Origin of the sequence: Psychrobacter raelei (assembly GCF_022631235.3) — a bacterium.
GTDB classification, from domain to species: domain Bacteria; phylum Pseudomonadota; class Gammaproteobacteria; order Pseudomonadales; family Moraxellaceae; genus Psychrobacter; species Psychrobacter raelei.
In genome coordinates this window covers 2,508,305-2,528,122 of the sequence record NZ_CP093310.2, presented here as the reverse complement: position 1 = coordinate 2,528,122, position 19,818 = coordinate 2,508,305, and the positions used below count along the sequence as shown (strand labels likewise).

14 protein-coding genes are annotated in these 19,818 nt (G+C 44.5%); 7 read left to right on the top strand and 7 right to left on the bottom strand.

Features of this window, described 5'->3' with window-relative positions; genetic code table 11:
* Positions 1 to 14 precede the first annotated feature (14 nt).
* Entirely contained in the window at positions 15 to 1,316 is a 1,302-nt protein-coding gene (locus MN210_RS10605; RefSeq protein WP_338412165.1) for an IS4 family transposase, read from the bottom strand.
* 261 nt (positions 1,317 to 1,577) lie between these two features.
* Here MN210_RS10605 and MN210_RS10600 point away from each other — a divergent pair, with 261 nt between their 5' ends.
* Both MN210_RS10600 and MN210_RS10595 read left to right on the top strand, forming a co-directional pair.
* Positions 1,578 to 4,400, top strand: a complete 2,823-nt coding sequence (locus MN210_RS10600; protein ID WP_338412189.1) for a transferrin-binding protein-like solute binding protein — start codon at positions 1,578 to 1,580, stop codon at positions 4,398 to 4,400.
* A gap of 326 nt (positions 4,401 to 4,726) precedes the next feature.
* Positions 4,727 to 6,280 carry a surface lipoprotein assembly modifier gene (locus tag MN210_RS10595; protein WP_011961156.1) on the top strand — a complete coding sequence of 518 codons (1,554 nt, stop codon included), beginning with the start codon at positions 4,727 to 4,729 and terminating at the stop codon, positions 6,278 to 6,280.
* 96 nt (positions 6,281 to 6,376) lie between these two features.
* Here the strand turns inward: MN210_RS10595 and putP are convergent, their stop codons facing one another.
* Positions 6,377 to 7,873 (bottom strand): sodium/proline symporter PutP, encoded by a 1,497-nt coding sequence (putP, locus tag MN210_RS10590; RefSeq protein ID WP_011961155.1) that lies wholly within the window; start codon positions 7,871 to 7,873, stop codon positions 6,377 to 6,379.
* Between the two features lie 446 nt (positions 7,874 to 8,319).
* Positions 8,320 to 9,195: a LysR family transcriptional regulator gene (locus MN210_RS10585; protein WP_011961154.1), complete on the bottom strand. Its 876-nt coding sequence runs from the start codon at positions 9,193 to 9,195 to the stop codon at positions 8,320 to 8,322.
* A gap of 331 nt (positions 9,196 to 9,526) precedes the next feature.
* On the opposite strand from MN210_RS10585, the gene leuC reads away from it, so the two are divergent.
* The 4 genes from leuC (at position 9,527) to MN210_RS10565 (ending at position 14,361) form a co-directional block, all read left to right on the top strand.
* Positions 9,527 to 10,963 carry a 3-isopropylmalate dehydratase large subunit gene (gene leuC / locus MN210_RS10580; RefSeq protein WP_011961153.1) on the top strand — a complete coding sequence of 479 codons (1,437 nt, stop codon included), beginning with the start codon at positions 9,527 to 9,529 and terminating at the stop codon, positions 10,961 to 10,963.
* 56 nt (positions 10,964 to 11,019) lie between these two features.
* Positions 11,020 to 11,670: a 3-isopropylmalate dehydratase small subunit gene (gene leuD / locus MN210_RS10575; protein WP_011961152.1), complete on the top strand. Its 651-nt coding sequence runs from the start codon at positions 11,020 to 11,022 to the stop codon at positions 11,668 to 11,670.
* Between the two features lie 86 nt (positions 11,671 to 11,756).
* On the top strand, positions 11,757 to 12,860 hold the full coding sequence (gene leuB, locus MN210_RS10570; protein WP_011961151.1) for a 3-isopropylmalate dehydrogenase: 1,104 nt from the start codon (positions 11,757 to 11,759) through the stop codon (positions 12,858 to 12,860).
* 247 nt (positions 12,861 to 13,107) lie between these two features.
* Positions 13,108 to 14,361, top strand: coding sequence for a L,D-transpeptidase family protein (locus MN210_RS10565; RefSeq protein WP_155587493.1), 1,254 nt, complete (start codon positions 13,108 to 13,110; stop codon positions 14,359 to 14,361).
* 177 nt (positions 14,362 to 14,538) lie between these two features.
* Here MN210_RS10565 and infA read toward each other — a convergent pair whose 3' ends face one another.
* The 4 genes from infA to MN210_RS10545 form a co-directional block, all read right to left on the bottom strand.
* Positions 14,539 to 14,763, bottom strand: coding sequence for a translation initiation factor IF-1 (gene infA, locus MN210_RS10560; protein ID WP_011961149.1), 225 nt, complete (start codon positions 14,761 to 14,763; stop codon positions 14,539 to 14,541).
* Between the two features lie 161 nt (positions 14,764 to 14,924).
* Positions 14,925 to 15,833: a tRNA pseudouridine(38-40) synthase TruA gene (gene truA, locus MN210_RS10555; RefSeq protein ID WP_338412188.1), complete on the bottom strand. Its 909-nt coding sequence runs from the start codon at positions 15,831 to 15,833 to the stop codon at positions 14,925 to 14,927.
* 67 nt (positions 15,834 to 15,900) lie between these two features.
* Complete coding sequence (locus tag MN210_RS10550; RefSeq protein WP_338412187.1) at positions 15,901 to 16,986, bottom strand: asparaginase; 1,086 nt, start codon at positions 16,984 to 16,986, stop codon at positions 15,901 to 15,903.
* A gap of 94 nt (positions 16,987 to 17,080) precedes the next feature.
* Positions 17,081 to 18,169: a FimV/HubP family polar landmark protein gene (locus tag MN210_RS10545; protein WP_338412186.1), complete on the bottom strand. Its 1,089-nt coding sequence runs from the start codon at positions 18,167 to 18,169 to the stop codon at positions 17,081 to 17,083.
* 437 nt (positions 18,170 to 18,606) lie between these two features.
* Between MN210_RS10545 and tgt the strand changes: the two genes are divergently transcribed.
* Positions 18,607 to 19,758, top strand: a complete 1,152-nt coding sequence (gene tgt / locus MN210_RS10540; protein WP_011961144.1) for a tRNA guanosine(34) transglycosylase Tgt — start codon at positions 18,607 to 18,609, stop codon at positions 19,756 to 19,758.
* Positions 19,759 to 19,818 lie beyond the last annotated feature (60 nt).

Genomic DNA, 19,818 nt, shown 5'->3' with positions numbered 1-19,818 from the left:
GTAATGCCAGTCAGTTAACGCTGACTGGTATTTTTTTTGGGATATTTTTGTGGTTTCCCCTTAACTACCCTCGGGCAAGATCGCTTTCTACGTTCAGGAATAACAAACAATTTTCCCTCCTCTAAAACTGCATCTAACAGCTTAGGGAAGAGTCCTGCAGCCTGTAAAGGCGCAAACCGTAACAGATCAACAATCGTAATAGACGCCATATGGAAGCTAATTCGTAGAGGGCTAACCTTAGCTCTAAGGGCCATATAGCGCATCAAACGTCTTATTAGATTATAAGCAATCATAAGCCCCCAGAACTCTTGTAATACAAGCTGTGGCAGCTTACTTCTTAACAACAGCCCCTGCTGTAAATCAGACTTAATTTCCCTAAAAGCCATCTCGATCTCCCAGCGCTGCAAGTAGAGCTGTGCCACTTTATCCTTAGTAAAGCGTTTATCATCTATTAAAGAGGTGATGTATCGTCTTGTCTTGCCCTCATAACGACACTCAATTAATCGAGCTTGCCAAGTAGCAGGTAGGTTTGGATTTTTCTTTTGTGCCTGAGGAGAGACTGGCATTTGTATTAAGTAGTCCCCTTCACTAAAGGTCTCAATCACAGTGTAACGCAGATTATCTTTAGCCCGCATGAGCCAGTGACTGTTTGGATGGGCTTGTTGCCAACTAATCAGTAGGTCTGCTGAGAAATAGGCTCTATCAAAGAGCGTAATGCTGTTGTCTTGAACATTTAGCTGACGGGCTAAGGTGATCTCTCCTTGACCCATATCTGCAAGGGTTGTGTCAATGACCTCATGCGTGTCAGTATTGATCAGACATACTGAACGCATTTGGGGATAGGGCGCCTCTTTAGTTCTGCCTTTGCTTGAGCTAAAGTACTGAAGATTCTCATCAGTGGATGGGAGTGAGTATACGACGCCATCTACAGCGTGGACGCTAAGTCCCATGAAGTCTTGCTGCTGGGCTCGTGATTCTGTTTGGTAGTGAGCACTTAGTTGATGAAATAGCTGCTTTAGAGGCTCATGCCCGAGGCGTTGTCTTGCTTGTACCACAGCGCTGGGCACACAGGCCTGTGAGTCTAGATTAAGACGCATCTGCTCTGTGATATACCAAATTGAACGGTTTCGATATAAAGCTGTGCCGATGACTATCCAAACAACGTGTTCGGCAGGTAGCTTACGTCTTCTAATGCTCGCTTTGCCGGTATACTCTAAAGCTTGCTGTATCCACTCAGGGTCTATTAATTCACTAAATTGTTCTAGGGTGTCTGGAGTCCTTTTATGCGTCTCATTAATAGCGTCTTGTAGTCTCATAGTAAAATAGCCCATCTACTTATTAGATGGGCTATTTTATTACTTTTATTGAGTTTTTGCCTTAACTGACTGGCATTAGTCCTAATAGGGGCGCTTTTTTTGGGTTAATTAAAAAGAGCAGCTACGTTTATTAATTTCACTGATAAGTCTGTTTAATAAGTTGACTTTATTGTCAATATCGATAATATAAGTATTTGTTGTCACTTATTAAGTTATAGTAACAAAATTGGAATGTATTTTTATCTTCATGGAGGAAGTCGAATGTCACTTCACTGTCATTCAAATTTGGTTGTGTCTTCAGCTAAAAAATTGAATACCCCTTTAAAACCAAGCGTTGTCTTATTAACCTCTTTTATTTTCGCTTCAGTATCAGCCTATGCAGGCACAAGTACTAAGCAAAACACACCTACCAATCCTGATGTTGCTGCTCAATCTAATTTAACAGGAGTCCAGAGCAACGCCATTGGCAAGTCTGGTCTAGGTACCAGTATTCGCTACACTGAAATTTTAGAAAATAATTCTAATAGCTATAATCAAATAGCCGTTCGAGCCGATAAAGTTGCTTCAAAAATGGCCAAGCAGGGTCCTATTGATATTCAACTAACGGGTGCAAATGACAGTGACTTGGAGAATGGCTTTAAGCAGCATTCTGGATTCACTGAAGTAGTAGGGCAAGACTCAGCAGGTATCGCTCCACGAAAGCGCCGTATGGATTACACCACCACCTACAAGAACTTCGATGATCAAATGCAAATTGGTCATGTTCATGGTGACCTAAAAGCTCCGCTAATAAACGTCGATGAATATCGTTTATCGAATGTCTACGTACAAGGGAATGCCACAGATGAGGCAGATATTGAGTTCTTACAAGGCTGGGCAAAGCATCATCAAGACACCAATCTAAGTGAAGGAGTGGTTCAGTACACAGGTGATGCGACCTATATGGAGAATTTACATCTTAAGGATGGTCAGCAAAGTAGCCCTGTTGTGAATGGTACCTCTGAATTTAACGTTGATTTTGTCAAAGCTTTGCTTGAAGGGACGCTTAGTTTCCAAGATGGTGACTACAAGTATATGCCTGAAGGCAATAAAATCGGTATTAAAGCGGGTATAACCGGCAATACTTTTAAAGGCAATAATAATGGTATTGATACTGCGGGTGGCTTCTTTGGAGAGGATGGACGTCTGTTGGGCGGTATTTATCAGCAAGCGTTAATACCTGGAGGAGAGGGTAGTGCACCAGGTGAGGGAACCACGTTCCAAGGCACCTTTGGCGCAAGTAAAACTACTAAGACGCTCGACCCTGTAGCCAATCCTGATGTTGCAGTTGATTCGAATGTTACTGGCTTTCACAGCAGTGCATTAAGTAATGATAACTTAATCGGCCCAAGCATACACTACGGTGCTATTCGTGATAATAAGACAGGCAGCTATGATCAGTTGTCTATTCGAGCTAATGAAACTGATTCACGAGAATACTATGCAGCAGTGGGTGTGAACTTAACGGGTAGTGAAGACGCCAGCTATGGCAACGGCTTTAAGCAGCATACAGATGAGACATTGATTGAGCTCGGACCAATTTTAAGAAGAGATTTTGAATATCAGTCTATCTATAAAGATTTCGATGGCGAAATGCAAATTGGTCATGTCTTAGGGGATCCTAAAGTTCGCTGGACAATCATCACTCCAGGTCGCTTGTCTAACGTCCATGTTCAAGGTAATGCTACCAACCTTACGGACATGCAGTACATGAAAGATTTGGCTCAATATAAGGTAGACAGTGAGCTTAATGACGGTAAGGTTGAGTATAAGGGTGTTGCCACTTATATGGAGAACCTGCACTTAAAAGATGGGAAGCGTGCTGGACCTGTAGTTGATGGTACCTCTACATTTGATGTTGATTTTATCAATGCCAATCTTGAAGGGGAGCTAGCGTTTAATGCTGGTGCCTATAAGTATATGCCAGAAGGCAATAAGATCAAGATTAAAGCGGATATTACTGGTAATACCTTTGCTGGTAATCTAAATAATATTGATACTGCAGGCGGTTTTTATGGTGAGGATGCTAAGCTTTTGGGCGGAGTTTATCAACAAGCTCTAACCACAGGTGGAGTCGCTAAGAAAAAGGGTGAGGGGACTACATTCCAAGGGACGTTTGGCGCCAGTAAAGTAGAGACTAGGGGCTCGAATGCACCAAGTGAGCCAGAGCTGCCTACGGTTGAGTCGGATATGACGGGCTTCCAGTCTACGACGCTAAGTAGCAAGGAAAAAACACTACCGTTTGGCCTAGGTAAACTCGATAATGCTGTGGGTTATGTGGCTATTCGTGATGATCAGTCTGACTTTACCACTACAGTAGATAAAGATGGTAGTTTAGTACCAGTAGATAATCGTAAAGGCGACAATTTCAAGAGCTTTGATAAAGGCGTGGTACGTGCTGATATGGTGAAGCCTGACTCGGTGCTTAAGCCTATTGACGTATCATTAAAGCAATCAGGTAGTGTGAAGGTTGATGCTGGAAAAGGTAGTTTTAACCCTACATTTAATTATAAATCTGTTTACGAAAACTTTGACAGTCAAATGCAAGTAGGTCACGTTTACGGTAACTTTGACTCTGCTGCAGGAGAGGTATCTCGAGCTACTAACGTCTATGTCCAGGGGTACTTAACTGCTACAGAGGCAATGGATAGGTTGAAAGATATCAATGAAGGTAAGGCTCAGTATACAGGAGTAGCGACCTATATCGAAAATATCCATTTAGGAGATAATGCAAATACAGCTCCTGTGAAAGGCACATCAGCCTTCGATGTTGACTTTGTGAATAACTCAGTGAAAGGTGAGCTTGCCTTTGACGGTAACTTCAAATATATGCCAGAAGGTAATAAGATTGGCATTGAAGCGACCATCGATGGTAATACCTTTGCAGGTAATGTTAATGGTATCGATACTGCTGGTGGCTTCTACGGTGAAGATGCTAAATTCTTAGGTGGTATCTATCAAGATGCGGCAATCGAAGGTGGTAAAGGCGACTTACCTGGTACAGGAACTCGTTTCCAAGGTACATTCGGAGCTGAAAAACAGTAAAGTAAGCAGACTTTTGTTATCTTTATAAAATTCAAGCAAGCTCAATTAACTATTTTAAACACTATAGTAAGAAAAAGCGCCTAATTAGGCGCTTTTTCTTCTCGCAAAATTATCATTATTATCTTATAGTTAAGTTAGTAAAATACTTTGGTAAATATTGAAATATCTTTAATGTCAAATGAGTGACTACTGTTTATATCTCAATTATTTACTGTCGTATGACTCAGCATACCTCGATAGGAACACAGGTATACTAAAGCGGACTTGGCTTTAATTATAGAAAATAGACTGAATATTGGATTTTAGTAACACTGTTAGGGATAACTATGACACATTCGCACCTCTTAAGAACCCTCACCACTTCTACCTTATTGCTCAGCGCAGTTTATAGTCCTCTGGTCTATGCGGCTGACGATATTCCTCCTGGATTTATCGAGGAGACTAGAGATAATAATGACCAGGCAGATGAATTAATTAAACGTGAGCGCCAAGATATTACCTTAGGCACGAACGTACCAACAGCAACCGTATCTAAGCAAGAAGCACAAAAAGCACTAGATGAGCGCAAAAAAGTTCAATCTATACAAGGCTATGATTTAGAGGCTTTAAAAGCGGACCCTGTAACTTTTACAAAGTTTTTAAATGCCGCATTGGCAGCGCAGGATATGGCCACTGTTAAAGAGCTGCTCCCATATTATAGGGCATTAGAAGTTAATGATCCCATGCTAATTAAGTTCGCTGATGCCTTGGTATATCGTAGTGAAGGACAAAACAAAAAAGCTATTGCGATATATAAAGACATGTTGGCAGACAACCCTGACTTTCATCCAGTGCGTCTTAATATGGCCCAAGCGTTGTATGCTGATAAGCAGTATACCGCTGCTGCAGACCAGTTGCAGAAGCTGCGTGGCGCGGATATTCCACCACCGGTAATGGCCAATGTTGATCGCTTAATTGAGCGCATCAAAGAGCAGGAGCAGTGGCGCTTTAGTGCTTCTGCCAGCTATGTTTATGATAAGAACTTAAATGGGGTACCTGAAAGGCAAATTGTAGATGCTCAATTAGGTGCCACAAGTAAGCCTGAATCCGGCAAAGGTTTGCAGGTATCAGGAAGTGCGAGTAAACGTATTAACCTAGACAAAAACTTTTATGCTGAAGTGGGTGGTAATGCCTCACTAAGAGGCTATTGGGATAATAGTGAGTATAATGATTATCTGGTCACAGCCTCGACAGCCTTGGGTTACGATGATGCCAAAAATGATGTGTCTATTAGTCCTTTTGTGACCAAGCGCTTTTATGGGGAAGAGCCGTATAGCTGGCGAAAGGGGGTGACGCTTAGTGGCTCACGTTGGGTACAGCCAAAGCTCAAGCTGACGGCAACAGGTATGTACTCTAATGAAACCATAGATGATGATGACAAAGATCTGCGTGAAGCAGATGGCCTGTTTTTAGGGGTCAATGGTCTATATATTAAAGATGCCAACGAGTATTTTTATGGTGGTTTGGGTAGCTATAAAAACGATGTCGATAAGACCAGCTTCTTAAGTTATGATAGAAATTCAGTAAACGTGGGCTGGGGGCGTGAATGGAACCAAGGTATCTCTACTTTAGCCTCAGCAAGCTATGCTATTAAAGACTATGATAAGCCTTCAGATGATATCGCAGATTTCTTTTACCGAACTTATCGCGTAGAGGGCAATGATACCCATCGCAAAGACAAAACCAGCTCCTTAGGGTTGCAAGTTTGGAAGCGTGATTTGACGGTACTAGGCTTAACCCCACGCTTGGTATTTGATTATGAGAAGACCTCAAGTAACTTCAAATACTATGATGACCGTGATGACAAAACAGCCACCATTTTATTTACTAAGACTTTCTAGCGGGCAGGTAAAATACATTTATCTCTAGATAAAAAAGACCTCGCATCATGCGAGGTCTTTGGTGTTGATGAAGTGTGGTTTGAAGTGAGGCTATGGTTATAGATTGGTTTCCATCTCTTCAAATTTGGCTTGAATTTTGGCACTTGGTGCAGCAGTGGCCAAGCTGACGACCACAATAGCAATAGAGCTTAAAATAAAGCCTGGGATAATGGCATATAACCAGTCATTTAAAGCGACGCCATCAGGAGTTTGTATGCCTGCATAGACCCAAATAATCACGGTTAGGGCACCGACAATCATACCTGCCAGCGCACCATTACGGTTCATACGTTTCCACATTAAGCTAATAATAACCAACGGACCAAAGGCAGCACCAAAGCCTGCCCATGCGTTAGACACAAGCGATAATACTGAGCTGTCAGGGTCGGAAGCTAAGAAAATAGATACCAAAGCTACCACGACAACAGAGATACGACCTACCAATACTTGACGTGCTTCTGGGGCCTGTCTATCAAAGAATAATTTATATACATCACGGGTTAGAGAGCTTGACACTACCAGTAACTGTGAGGATATGGTACTCATAATGGCGGCTAAAATCGCTGCTAACAAGAAGCCTGAGACTAAAGGATGGAATAAGAAGTTAGTGAATACTAAGAAGATGGTCTCTGGGTCATCTAAGGTCATGGCAGTTTTTTGGACATAAGCACGGCCAGCAAAGCCTGTCATTAATGCCCCGATTAAGCTGACAATCATCCAGCTCATACCAATTCTACGGGCAGTTGGCACGTCTTTTACTGAACGAATCGCCATGAAGCGTACGATAATGTGTGGCTGACCAAAATAGCCTAAACCCCATGCCATCAATGACAAAATGCCTAAAAAGCTCATGCCGCTAAAGATGTTAAGCATTTGGGGGTCAATATTGCGAATGGCTGTGGTTGTGGCACCCACACCGCCTAAATCTGTAAAGGCCACGACAGGTACAATAATCATCGCCAATAGCATAATGACGCCTTGCACAAAATCCGTGGTCGAAACTGCTAAGAAGCCACCGAATAAGGTATAGGCCACAACCACACCTGCCGTTACCCACAGGCCTGTGCTATAAGACATGCCTAGGGCGCTGTCGAATAATTTACCACCGCCGGCTAAGCTGGCTGCAGTATACACGGTAAAGAATAAAATAATAACGATGGCTGAGATGACACGAAGCAGGTGAGACTTGTCTTCAAAACGGTTGGCGAAATAATCGGGCAGGGTGATGGCGTTGTCAGCGACTTCTGTATAGACACGCAGTCTTGGGGCCACTAAGAGATAGTTCGCAAAGGCGCCGAGGGTTAAGCCTAAAGCAATCCAGATACTAACCACACCTGAGCTGTACATGTAGCCGGGTAGGCCTAATAATAGCCAACCTGACATATCTGAGGCGCCTGCAGATAAGGCGGCAACCCCTGGGCTTAAGTTACGACCGCCCAGCATATAGCCTTCTGAGTCGTTTTCGGCCTTAAAATAGGCCCAAATACCGATGGCAATCATCAGTAAAAAGTAGAGGGCGAGCGAGATGAGCACGCCAGGTTCAATTCCATTCATAACAAAATCCTTATGTAATATGTTTTTTAAGCACAAAAAAACCATTATGGTATGGGTATCATAATGGTTTTTTTATAAAAACTAAAAGAGTATCAACAAAAGTTAAGGTAATAAGGTAAAAGTTTTTTTATTTAAACCTTATGCCCTGAAAACTGCTGTGCAAAAACCAATAATAATCTATTAATGGATAAACAGCTCAGTATTCACAACGCATAGGTTACGCTCCATTAACTTTTGGCAATATAAGTGCATTATAAAGTAAAAAAAAGGCGATTACGAACGTAATTCACAAAAACAATTAACATAAGGTTGACTGCCACCGCCAGCGACTGATTACAGTCGCTGGCAGAAAGCACATAGGAGGCTAAAAGTGGCACGCTAACTGATTAGCTCAATAAAGCGGCAAATAAATTAAGAAGGGGGATTATTAGCTACTTATTAGTTACTTATGAGCTAATAGGTGCCAGCATTTGCATTAACGCATCAACACTGGCTGAGCGGGTTAAGCTTGGGTTGATGACCACCCCAAGATGCCGCTGCAATTCTAAATCCTTTGCCATATCAACGTAGGCCAACTCGTGGTTGATCAAGGTTTGCGGTAATACTGACCAACCTAGACCGACCGATACCAGCATACGAATAGACTCTAGAGGGTTGGTAGTCATGGTGGCATACGGTTTTAGGTTTTGTTTGGCAAACTCTGCCAAAGTAATCTGACTGGTGAACGTATTGGCTGCCGGCAAGATGGCTGAGTAGTGTGCCAGTTGCTCTAAGGTGACATTGGATTTTTGTGCTAAAGGCGACAAGGTCCCCGTCACAAAAAACAGGGGGTCTGACCAAAGTGTATGATAAGTCAGGCGTTTGTCATACACAGGGGGTAGGGTCAAAAAGGCCAATGACAGCTCACCATCCAACACCGCTTTGTGTGCCGCTTCTGAGTCCACAAAGTGCACCTCTAGCTGCACAGACGGATAGGTCTGGATAAACTGTTTTAGTACTGGAGATAGGTGATGAAGACCGATATGGTGACTGGTACCAATGACCAGTTTTCCCGAAATGGTTTGCTGAGAGTTTTGGATATTGATCTTGAAGTTATCGTAATCATCCAGCCAGCGCTTGGCGTGCGGCAGTAGCTCATTAGCAGCAGCGGTGGGCACGATACCACGACCTAAGGTATCAAATAAGGTAACCTTAAACTCATCTTCAAGGTTTTTTATGCGCTTACTGACAGCAGGTTGGGTGATAAAAAGTTTTTCAGCCGCGCCCGAAATACTGCCCGTTTGCATTACAGTGATAAAGGTGGTCAAATTTGTGGTATTCATGGTCAGCCTAAAACTATCAAAAGGGTTAAAAGTTTAAGTATAATATAAAGTTTGCTTTATGATAAAAATCATCAATTATTATTATATAACTAAGCTGTTATAATCTCAATAGATAAGGCAGGTTATGTTGCACTCATTTAGCGCTTATAAAGCCAATGTTATTATTATATATAATATTGAGAGGCTAAATCTGATTAAATGACCTTGAGGGGCCAATTGCGCCACAAGTTAAGCGGCTATCAACGGTGCAATGTTCTTGCGCTTTATACCTTTTTTATTAATGATTTTTTTATTTAGAGCTTAATTTTATAAGCCAGCAAGGATACTTTCCATGTCAGCAATAACGATAACGACTGCAAAAACACTTTATGACAAACTTTGGGATGCGCACTTGGTCAGTCAACGTGATGACGGTTCAAGTCTAATTTATATTGACCGCCACTTGTTGCATGAAGTGACTAGCCCGCAAGCTTTTGAAGGTTTAGCGCTGGCCAATCGTGAACCTTGGCGTCTATCAGCCAATATTGCGACGCCTGATCATAACGTACCCACAGTGCGCAAAGAGCGTCTTGAAGGCGTCAGTGGTATTAAAGATGAAGTGTCTCGCTTGCAGGTCAAAACGTTGGATGACAACTGCGTTAAGTTTAATATTGCAGAGTTTACCATCAACGATGTGCGTCAAGGTATCGTACACGTAGTAGGCCCAGAGCAAGGCCTGGTATTGCCAGGTATGACCGTGGTATGTGGTGATTCACATACGGCAACGCATGGCGCTTTGGGCTGTTTGGCTCATGGTATTGGTACCTCTGAAGTCGAACACGTGTTGGCCACTCAGTGCTTGGTACAAAAGAAATCTAAAAATATGCTGATCCGTGTCAATGGTGAGCTAGGCGCTGGCGTGACTGCCAAAGATGTGGTGTTGGCCATTATTGCTAAGATTGGTACGGCAGGCGGTACCGGTTATGCCATTGAGTTTGCTGGTGAGGTATTTGAAAACATGAGCATGGAAGGCCGTATGACTGTGTGTAACATGGCCATAGAAGCTGGTGCTCGTGTGGGCATGGTTGGTGTGGATGAGACCACCATCGAATATGTCAAAGGCCGTCCTTTTGCACCAACAGGTGAGCAGTGGGATCAAGCGGTTGAGTACTGGAATACCTTGCACTCAGATGAGGGCGCACATTTTGATGCGATTGTTGAGCTAGATGCCAGTGACATTGCCCCGCAAGTGTCTTGGGGCACGTCACCTGAGATGGTGGTGGATGTGACTCAATATGTTCCAACGTTAGCTCAGGCAAAAGATGAGGTGCAGGCTGAGGCATGGGAGCGTGCTTATCAATATATGGGTCTTGAGCAAGGCCAGCCGATTACCGATATCAAGCTTGATCGTATTTTTATTGGCTCGTGTACCAACTCTCGTATTGAAGACTTGCGCTCAGCGGCATCGGTGATTAAAGGCCGTAAAGTGGCAGCCAACGTTAAAGAAGCCATCGTGGTTGCCGGCTCGGGCCAGGTAAAACAGCAAGCGGAGCAAGAGGGATTAGATAAGTTGTTTATTGAGGCAGGATTTGAATGGCGTGAGCCTGGCTGCTCAATGTGTTTGGCCATGAATGCTGATAAGCTTGAGCCACAAGAACACTGCGCCTCAACCTCAAACCGTAACTTTGAGGGTCGTCAGGGCAATGGTGGTCGCACCCACTTAGTTAGCCCAGCAATGGCGGCGGCGGCGGCCTTAGCCGGTCATTTTGTGGATGTGCGAAGCTTTTAATCAGTGATTAAGGCCATACTCCGTTTTATCAGATACCCTATGTTAAGGAACCTCTAATGCAAGCTTATAATACCCAAACTGGCATCGTATGCCCCCTTGATCGCTCGAATGTGGATACCGATCAGATTATCCCAAAGCAGTTTTTAAAATCTATCAAACGCACAGGTTTTGGCGTCAATTTATTTGATGATTGGCGCTATCTGGATGAAGGCTTCCCAGGACAAGACAACTCTAAGCGTCCGATTAATCCTGATTTTGTGCTTAATAAACCGCGCTATCAAGGTGCAACTATTTTGCTGGCCCGTGATAACTTCGGCTGTGGCTCAAGCCGTGAACATGCACCTTGGGCTTTATCAGAGTATGGCTTTCGCACCGTAATTGCCCCAAGCTTTGCCGATATCTTCTATAACAACTGCTTTAAAAATGGTATGTTGCCCATTGTATTGACCGAAGCGCAAGTTGACGACTTGTTCGAGCAATGCCTTGCCAACGAAGGCTATGAGTTAACCGCTGACCTTGAGCGTCAAGTGGTCGTCACCCCTGACGGCACAGAGTATCCGTTTGAGGTTGATGAGTTTCGTAAGCACTGTTTGTTAAATGGTCTCGATGATATCGGTCTTACTTTACAGCAAAGCGAGGCGATCAAAGCTTATGAGGCCAAAATGCAGCAAAATACGCCTTGGATTTTTAAAGAAGTACGCGCCTAATCAATAGGCCTTATCCGCGACTTCATTTGATGGCGTAATCGATAGCTCATTACAATTTATTTGATAAAAACTTAGGAATAACAACTATGGCAACCGTTTTAACCCTAGCTGGCGATGGCATTGGCCCTGAAATTATGACTCAGGCTGTGGCTGTATTAGAAGCTGTAAATGACAAGTTTGACTTAGGTTTAAGCTTGGAGACGGCAGATATCGGCGGTATCGCTATCGATAATGCTGGCGTGCCACTGCCTGATGAAACTTTGGCGAAAGCCCGTGCGGCAGATGCGGTATTATTAGGTGCTGTGGGTGGGCCTAAATGGGATGGCATTGAGCGCAGTATTCGTCCTGAGCGTGGTCTATTAAAAATTCGCAGTGAGCTGGGTTTGTTTGCCAACTTACGGGTGGCCAAGCTGTACCCTCAGCTGGCTAATGCCTCAAGCTTAAAGCCGGAAATCATCTCAGGTCTAGACTTGCTTATCGTGCGTGAGCTGACGGGTGGTATTTATTTTGGGGAGCCACGCGGTATTCGCACCTTAGACAATGGCGAACAGCAAGGTTACAACACCATGGTGTATAAGACCTCTGAGATTGAGCGTATTGGTAAAGTGGCCTTTGATTTGGCGCAAGTGCGTGCTAAAGCCAATGGCACACCCGCCAAAGTATGTTCAGTGGACAAAGCCAATGTGTTAGAGGTCACCGAGCTTTGGAAGCAGACCATGATTAAGCTGCAACAGGCTGACTATAGCGACGTGGACTTAAGCCATATGTATGCCGATAATGCCTGTATGCAATTGGTAAAAAATCCCAAGCAGTTTGATGTGATGGTGACGGGTAATATGTTTGGCGATATCTTATCGGATGAGGCCGCCATGTTGACCGGCTCTATCGGTATGTTGCCATCAGCGAGCTTAGATGAGCATGGTAAAGGCATGTATGAGCCTTGCCACGGCAGTGCACCAGACATTGCTGGTCAAGACAAAGCCAACCCCTTAGCCACCATCTTATCGGTTGCTATGATGCTGCGTTACACCTTTAAGCATGAAGCTTCTGCTGCGGCAATTGAGCAAGCTGTAAGCGATGTGCTAGATGATGGCTTGCGTACGGGTGATATTATGGATGCTGATGAAACAGGCTTAACCTTGGTAGGCTGTAAACAAATGGGTGAGGCAGTATTGGCCAAGCTAAGCTAAGCCAAAATCAGCTAAGCTAAGCTAAGTTAAATTAAATTAAATAACAGTTAGACTAACTTAGCTCTAATCAGTAGACTCGAGTCTTCGGATTCGGGTCTTTTTTTATTGGATTTTGAGGAATTGGCGAGGCTTTAGATATACATAACTTTGCATAACATAACGCTTAAGCCGTTCATTTATAAGCACTTAGGTTGTATATTAATAGCTTATAAAATAAAACCAACAATAAGAAAAAAGAGGCACATAAATGCTTACCCCCTCGACAAATAGTTTAAAACAGGCAACGTTAAAAACACTCACTGTGGCCATATTAGCGGCGTTGACATTGCCTGTAGTGGCCTATGCTCAAGCTGATAATGATGTTGTACAATCAAATACTAACACACCGCCACAAGTAACCAGCATGTCTGAATCTGCTGCAGATCAAGCCTTAGCTGAGGATACACAGACTGATGATTTAGATAATGAAGAGGACATGGCGCAAGCGGCTGATGACGCTCAAAGTGACGCTAATGTAGAGGCATCAGGCCCCACTACCAGTGAATCAGCGGCCACCCAAGCCACTGCTCAATCAGATGCTGCCGCTAATGCGGCAAAAGATACCAGCTTATCGGCCATGGCAAAGCAGGTCAACAGTAGCGAGTGGAAGCCGGGCGTGAAGATGACTCAGGCTGTGGGCACCAAAGTACAGGCGTTATTAAACTGGAATCAACATGGTGTCGGTGCTGTCGATGGCTATTGGGGCAAAAATACCCAAAAAGCGATGCAAGCTTTTCAGCAGGCCCAGGGGTTACCCGTCACGGATACTTTGGATCAAAAAACTTGGGAGGCTTTGTTAAAAGGGTCAGGACAAAATGACAATCTTGGGCAAAAGCCGGTATTGATTAGCTATACGCTAAAAGATTCAGATGTCAATATTAAGACCACCACGATACCAGCTGGGGTAGAAGCCAAGTCTAAACTTGAAGGGCTGTATTATGAAAGCATTCCTGAAGCATTGGGTGAAAAATTCCATATGAGTGTCAGCTATCTTAAACAGTTAAATCCCAATGCAAAATTTGTCACTGGGGAAACTTTGACGGTTTATAACCCCGGCCGTGCCAATACAAAAGCCATTAGTCGGGTAGTGGCAGATAAAAACCAGCAGACCTTATATGCTTATGACAAAGACAATAAATTGGTGGCCAGCTATCCCACAACTGTAGGCAGTACGGCAACGCCTTCACCCACCGGTACCCATAAAGTAAAAGTTAAGGTAAGTGATCCCAACTACACCCATACCGATGCCGATGGCAAGCAGACCGTCTTGCCTCCTGGACCTAATAACCCTGTTGGCCGAGTGTGGATTGGACTGGATAAACCCTCTTACGGCATTCATGGATCACCGGATCCTGAGCGCATCAGTCGTCAAGCCTCCGCCGGCTGTATCCGCCTAACCAACTGGGACGCTATGGCATTATTAAATACCATTGAAAACGGCGCGACAGTTGAGTTTAAATAAATAGGCTATATTTATATTGATGTAGCTGCATTGACGTACAAGTCAATCCGTCTAAACGGTAGATTTTAGCCACAAAAAAGACCGCTCTGTAAGGAGCGGTCTTTTTATTGAGAGGGTTAGATGATTGATATCTACTCCACACTCAACCTGTCGCGAGCACTAAATAAAACCTATAAATTAGGTTTTACCACGGTAAGTAATACGACCTTTGGTCAAGTCGTATGGCGTCATTTCAACTTTAACTTTATCACCGGTTAAGATACGGATGTAATGTTTGCGCATCTTACCTGAAATATGGGCGATGATTTCATGTCCATTTTCTAGGCGCACTTTAAAAAGTGTGTTTGGAAGGGTGTCAATGACTTCGCCTTCAAATTCAATAATGTCGTCTTTTTTTGCCATAATTATTTGGGTTAACCCGTTCAAATAGAATTGTAGGTCGTTATTATACGCAACATCCGCTGATTAAGCAAATTTTGTTGTGGTATCACTTGATAAAATACGTCGAATTTGCTAGTTGCTTATTAATGGATGGTTCGCATGTTAATGGATGGTTAGAGCGCTTATTGTTCGGGCAGATTTAGCCACTGCGGTGCTAGTGGCACCTTTGGTAGTAGGGCTTGCATTGGCTCAGGGTAATAGGCGTTAATAAAATATAGCCCATCTGGCGGCGCTGTCGGCGGGGCAATGGTACGGTCTTTGGCCTGCAAAATCCGTAAGTAATCCTCAGGTTGAAGCTCACCTTTACCAATGGCAAACAAGGTGCCCATCAGGTTTCGTACCATGTGATGCAAGAAGCCATCTGCCTGAATATCAAACACAATAAACTCGCCATGCTTAAATAGCTTAGCATGATGAATATTGCGTACCGGCTGCTTAGATTGGCAGGCAGCGGCGCGAAAGCTGCTAAAGTCATGGGTGCCGACGATATGCTCAGCAGCCTGCTGCATCAAGGCCAAATCTAAGTGCTCATGAATGTGGGTCACCAAGTGATTGAGGACCGCCGGGCGCTGCGGCTGATTGAGAGTAATATAGCGGTAACGGCGGGCGATGGCGCCAAAGCGGGCATGAAACGTATCGGGCATGGGCTGAATCCAGCGAATGGCGATGTCATCAGGTAGCAGACTGTTGGCACCGCGCAGCCAATTATATACGCCGCGCTTGGCAGAAGTGGTGAAGTGAGCCAGCATATTACCGCCATGCACGCCAGCATCTGTACGACCGGCTGCCACCACTTCAATGGGCTCATTGGCAATTTTGCTCAGTGTCTCCTCGAGTACCTGCTGTACACACAACACCTCTTGCTGGCGCTGCCATCCCCGATAGTTGGCGCCATTGAATTCAACACCTAGCGCATAGGTTTGAGCAGGGTGCTGAGGGGTGCTACTAGAGGGTGCTGTGGTCGTCTCAAGCAAATCACTTGAGGCAGTGGGTAGTTGTGTATCGCTTCGATCTGAGGGGGTAAACGTCATGGGTAAAGCCAAATTGGTCGGTAAAATAGGATAAAAAGGGGGCATTATAAAGATTTTTAGGCAAAGTTTATGCCTTATTTACGCTGTATTGCCAGCGCTGACGACGTCTGGCGGGTGTGTCATAAGCCAGATGTAACCACAGCAGTCGGGCATACACAGCAGGAATGGTCAGTCTGCCGGCCGATAACACTTGGTGCTCATATTGCCAGCTACCAGCAGCATAAGCCTCACTGACTCCGCCATAAGGGCACTGGGTCGTACAAACGAGGATATGGCCGTGTGCTGCTACCGTATCCATAGTAGCAGCAAGCTTATCGCTATAAGGGATATTGCCTGCACCAAAGCCCATTAAAATCACCCCAGTCGGCGGCAAGCTTAATAAGTTATCTAACTGAGTGGCCAGCCAGTCTGCGCTATTTGGGACACAATAGAGGGTGGGAATGATGGTGTCTTTAGCAGCCTCTAACACAGCAGGCAGCTTGTGCTGAGAGTCCCCGATCCAGTTATGACGGCGTGTGGCAGGCAGTATTTTTTGATAACTGTTGGCCGGATAGCCAGCGCGTTGGTGACCGGTGAAGGCCATGAGGTCATGGCTATGGATTTTTTGTACGGTTTGCGCCGGCCAAGACTCACCTGCAAAAGTGATAGAAACTCCAGGCTCGCCATGGCTGGCAAGTCCGATGGCCTCTGATAAATTACCCCAAGCATCACTGTGTGCATCGATATGATAATTATGAATGTCATTGGCATCAAATAGCGGGCGCATGCTGGCGGTCAATGCTAGGCACAAATCGCTACCGGCGAAAGCTTCTGCCAAAAATGACCCCAGATAACTAAGGGTATCAGTGCCAGTAATCAGTACAAACTTACGATACCCCTGCGCATAACGCATCAAAATCAGCTCAAAAAAATGTGCCAAATCAGCCGGTGACAATTGACTGCTGTCTTTGACACAAGTATTTGACAACACCTCAATTTTTGAAGTTAGGTTTTGATATATTTTATCCAAAAGTAGGGGCAGAAAGGTATCAGCAGGCAGTGCAGATAACGGCTTGCCATAGCTACCAAAAGTACCGCCGGCATAGATAAGTTGGACTTGATTCAGATCTGAGGTGTTGTCGGTGGTGACTGTGCTGTTAATGTGTGCGGTCATGGTAGGTCGTTGTCTCATAAGTTAATGGCAGTGGTATAAACATAGTATAAATGCAGTATAGACGTGGTATAAACCCAATGGCTTAACATTTAGATCAGTAAAGCTGGCCAAGTATTTGCTCAGCAGTTGCCTTTTGAGCTTGGTTGGCCGAGCTATTAATAATTTCTTGCAATAAGCGTTTGGCACTGTCGTACTCACCCAATTCTATGTACTGTTCTGCCAGATCTAAAGTCAGCTTAGCGCCATCTATATCTTTAACGAAATCAAACCCCTGCAGACTGTACGCGTCGGGTTGTGAGCGCATCACTTGGCGCAGCTCATCTGTAGCAGGTGTCGGTGTGCTGTTTAGAGCAGCTTGACGCTCTTCATAGCTTTGAATTTTTATCGCAGGTGATTTATGTGCAGGCTTGTTACTAGCCGCAGTAGAAGAGGGGGCAGCTGCAGTAACTTGAGCGGCTTTTGGCTCGGGGTCAGCTAAAGTTACAGCGTCATGCTCGGCTTTAGACGCAGGTTCAGCATGGGGCTTAGGCTCTTGTGTGCTGGTGTGTTGTAGATTTTCAACAACGGCTTCGGCCATTTTAGTTGCTTCAGGCTCAATGGCTTTAGTTTCAACTGCTTTAGGTTCAACTGCTTCAGGTTCAACTGCTTCAGGCTTAACTGGTTCAGTGGATTTGGTAAGCAGCTGGTCTCCGTGTTCTTCACCCGCAGCATGTGTCATTGCTGATTTTTTGGACGCTATGGCCGGATCTGCTTGTAAGATATCCGCTTTAGACTGCGCTACCTCAAGCGCTTCTGACTGCTCACTGATGGCCAGCATCTCTGCCAACTCTGCTTCGACTAATAACGGCTCCTCTATGGCTGTCTGCTCTGGCAGCTCTGCTAAGAGGGTGTGTTTAGAAGGTACGGCGTGCTCGGCATCTTGGCTGGGGTCTATGACGCCATCTGCTTGGCCGCTTGGGGTGTTCTTTTGCGGTAAGGCACTGCTGGCAAAGCTGGTACGATCAACAGCTGTGCTTTGGACAACAGACGTGTCCTCTTCATTAGTGGTATGAGCATCAGCCTTGCTCTTATCTTGAGTCACTGTGCGTGATTTTTTTGAGGAGGGTTGGCCACGAAGCATAATGAACAACAGCACGACGATCAGCAGAATAAAAATAATGGCAATGATGACTCTTAAGCTCATAGAAGACTCCTCGCCTTACTGATAGGCTCATTATCAAGAGCAGACAGACGATGTTATAAAGTAAAAAAAAGGAAATAGCCCCCTGTAATTAATCAGGTCTGATAAAAGGCCGTCTTGCTTTTATAGCAAAGTAAACTTGTGATTACTAGCAAATTTTAAAATAAGCCGGATGCATTTTTGGCTGCCAGCTTTGTTAATATCATTACTTATTGGCAGTATTAAATCACTTATGGGCAGTATTAAACCTTGGGAAATAAAAAACTCAGAGCAACTGCCCCGCAAATATCCCAGCAATGTTATAATTGCGTCTATTGGCGAGTGCCGATCTCAACTAACCCCTGTGTTAGCCCAAATCAATCGCATGACGACTTCTTTTAGCTTAAGCGCTCCTTTGTTTGTTTATCTTATTTTTAACCTAATTACTCTGAGTTAATGCTATGCAATTTACCCTACATAAAACAGCCGCGGGCGAGTCTCGTGCGCGCCGAGGTACTGTGACAGTCAATCACGGTGAAATCAGAACCCCAGCCTTTATGCCAGTAGGTACTTATGGCACCGTCAAAGGCATGCTGCCTCGTGATATTGAAGATATTGGCGCTGATATTATTCTTGGTAATACGTTCCACTTGTGGCTGCGTCCTGGCACCGAAGTGATTGATAAATTCGGTGGTCTACATCAATTTATGAACTGGAATAAGCCTATTTTGACCGATTCAGGCGGTTTTCAGGTATTTAGTCTGGGCGCCATGCGCAAGATTACTGAAGAAGGTGTGGCCTTTAAGTCGCCCATTGATGGCGCTAAAGTGTTTTTATCGCCTGAAAAATCAATGCAAATCCAGTATTCATTAAACTCAGACATCGTGATGCAGTTTGATGAATGCACGCCATACCCAGCGACTTATTCTGAAGCCCAAAAATCACTTGAGCTCTCCCTACGTTGGGGTCAACGCTGCGTCGATGAGCACAAAAAATTGGGCAATACCAATGCACTGTTCGGCATTGTGCAAGGTAGTATGTATGAAGATCTGCGTCGTCAATCTATGGATGGCTTGTTAGAGATTGGCTTTGATGGCTATGCTATTGGTGGTCTGTCTGTGGGTGAGCCCAAAGAGGAGATGATCAGCGTTTTAAATTATATGCCAGAGCTTATGCCAGCCGATAAGCCTCGCTATCTAATGGGTGTGGGCAAGCCTGAGGATATTTTAGAAGCGGTACGCCGCGGGGTCGATATGTTCGACTGCGTGATGCCTACCCGTAACGCGCGTAATGGACATTACTTTGTCACTGGTAATGAAGACAACCAAGGCATTGTACGCATTCGAAACAGTCAATATCGTGAAGATCAAGGCCCATTAGATCCAGAGTGTGACTGCTACTGCTGCCAAAACTTTAGCCGTGCTTATTTATATCACTTAAATAAGTGCAAAGAGATGCTCGGCGCTCAGCTGGCCACCATTCATAATCTGCGTTATTATCAGCGCTTAATGCAAGGCATTCGTGATGCCATCGATGAAGACAGATTTGATGAGTTTGTGGCGGACTTTTACCACAGACGTGGTCAGGATGTGCCGCCTTTAGAGCTCAAATAAATAACAAACCACTTAAATTTTCAATGATATACCCATGCTCTTTAATCTAATGATTAGAGG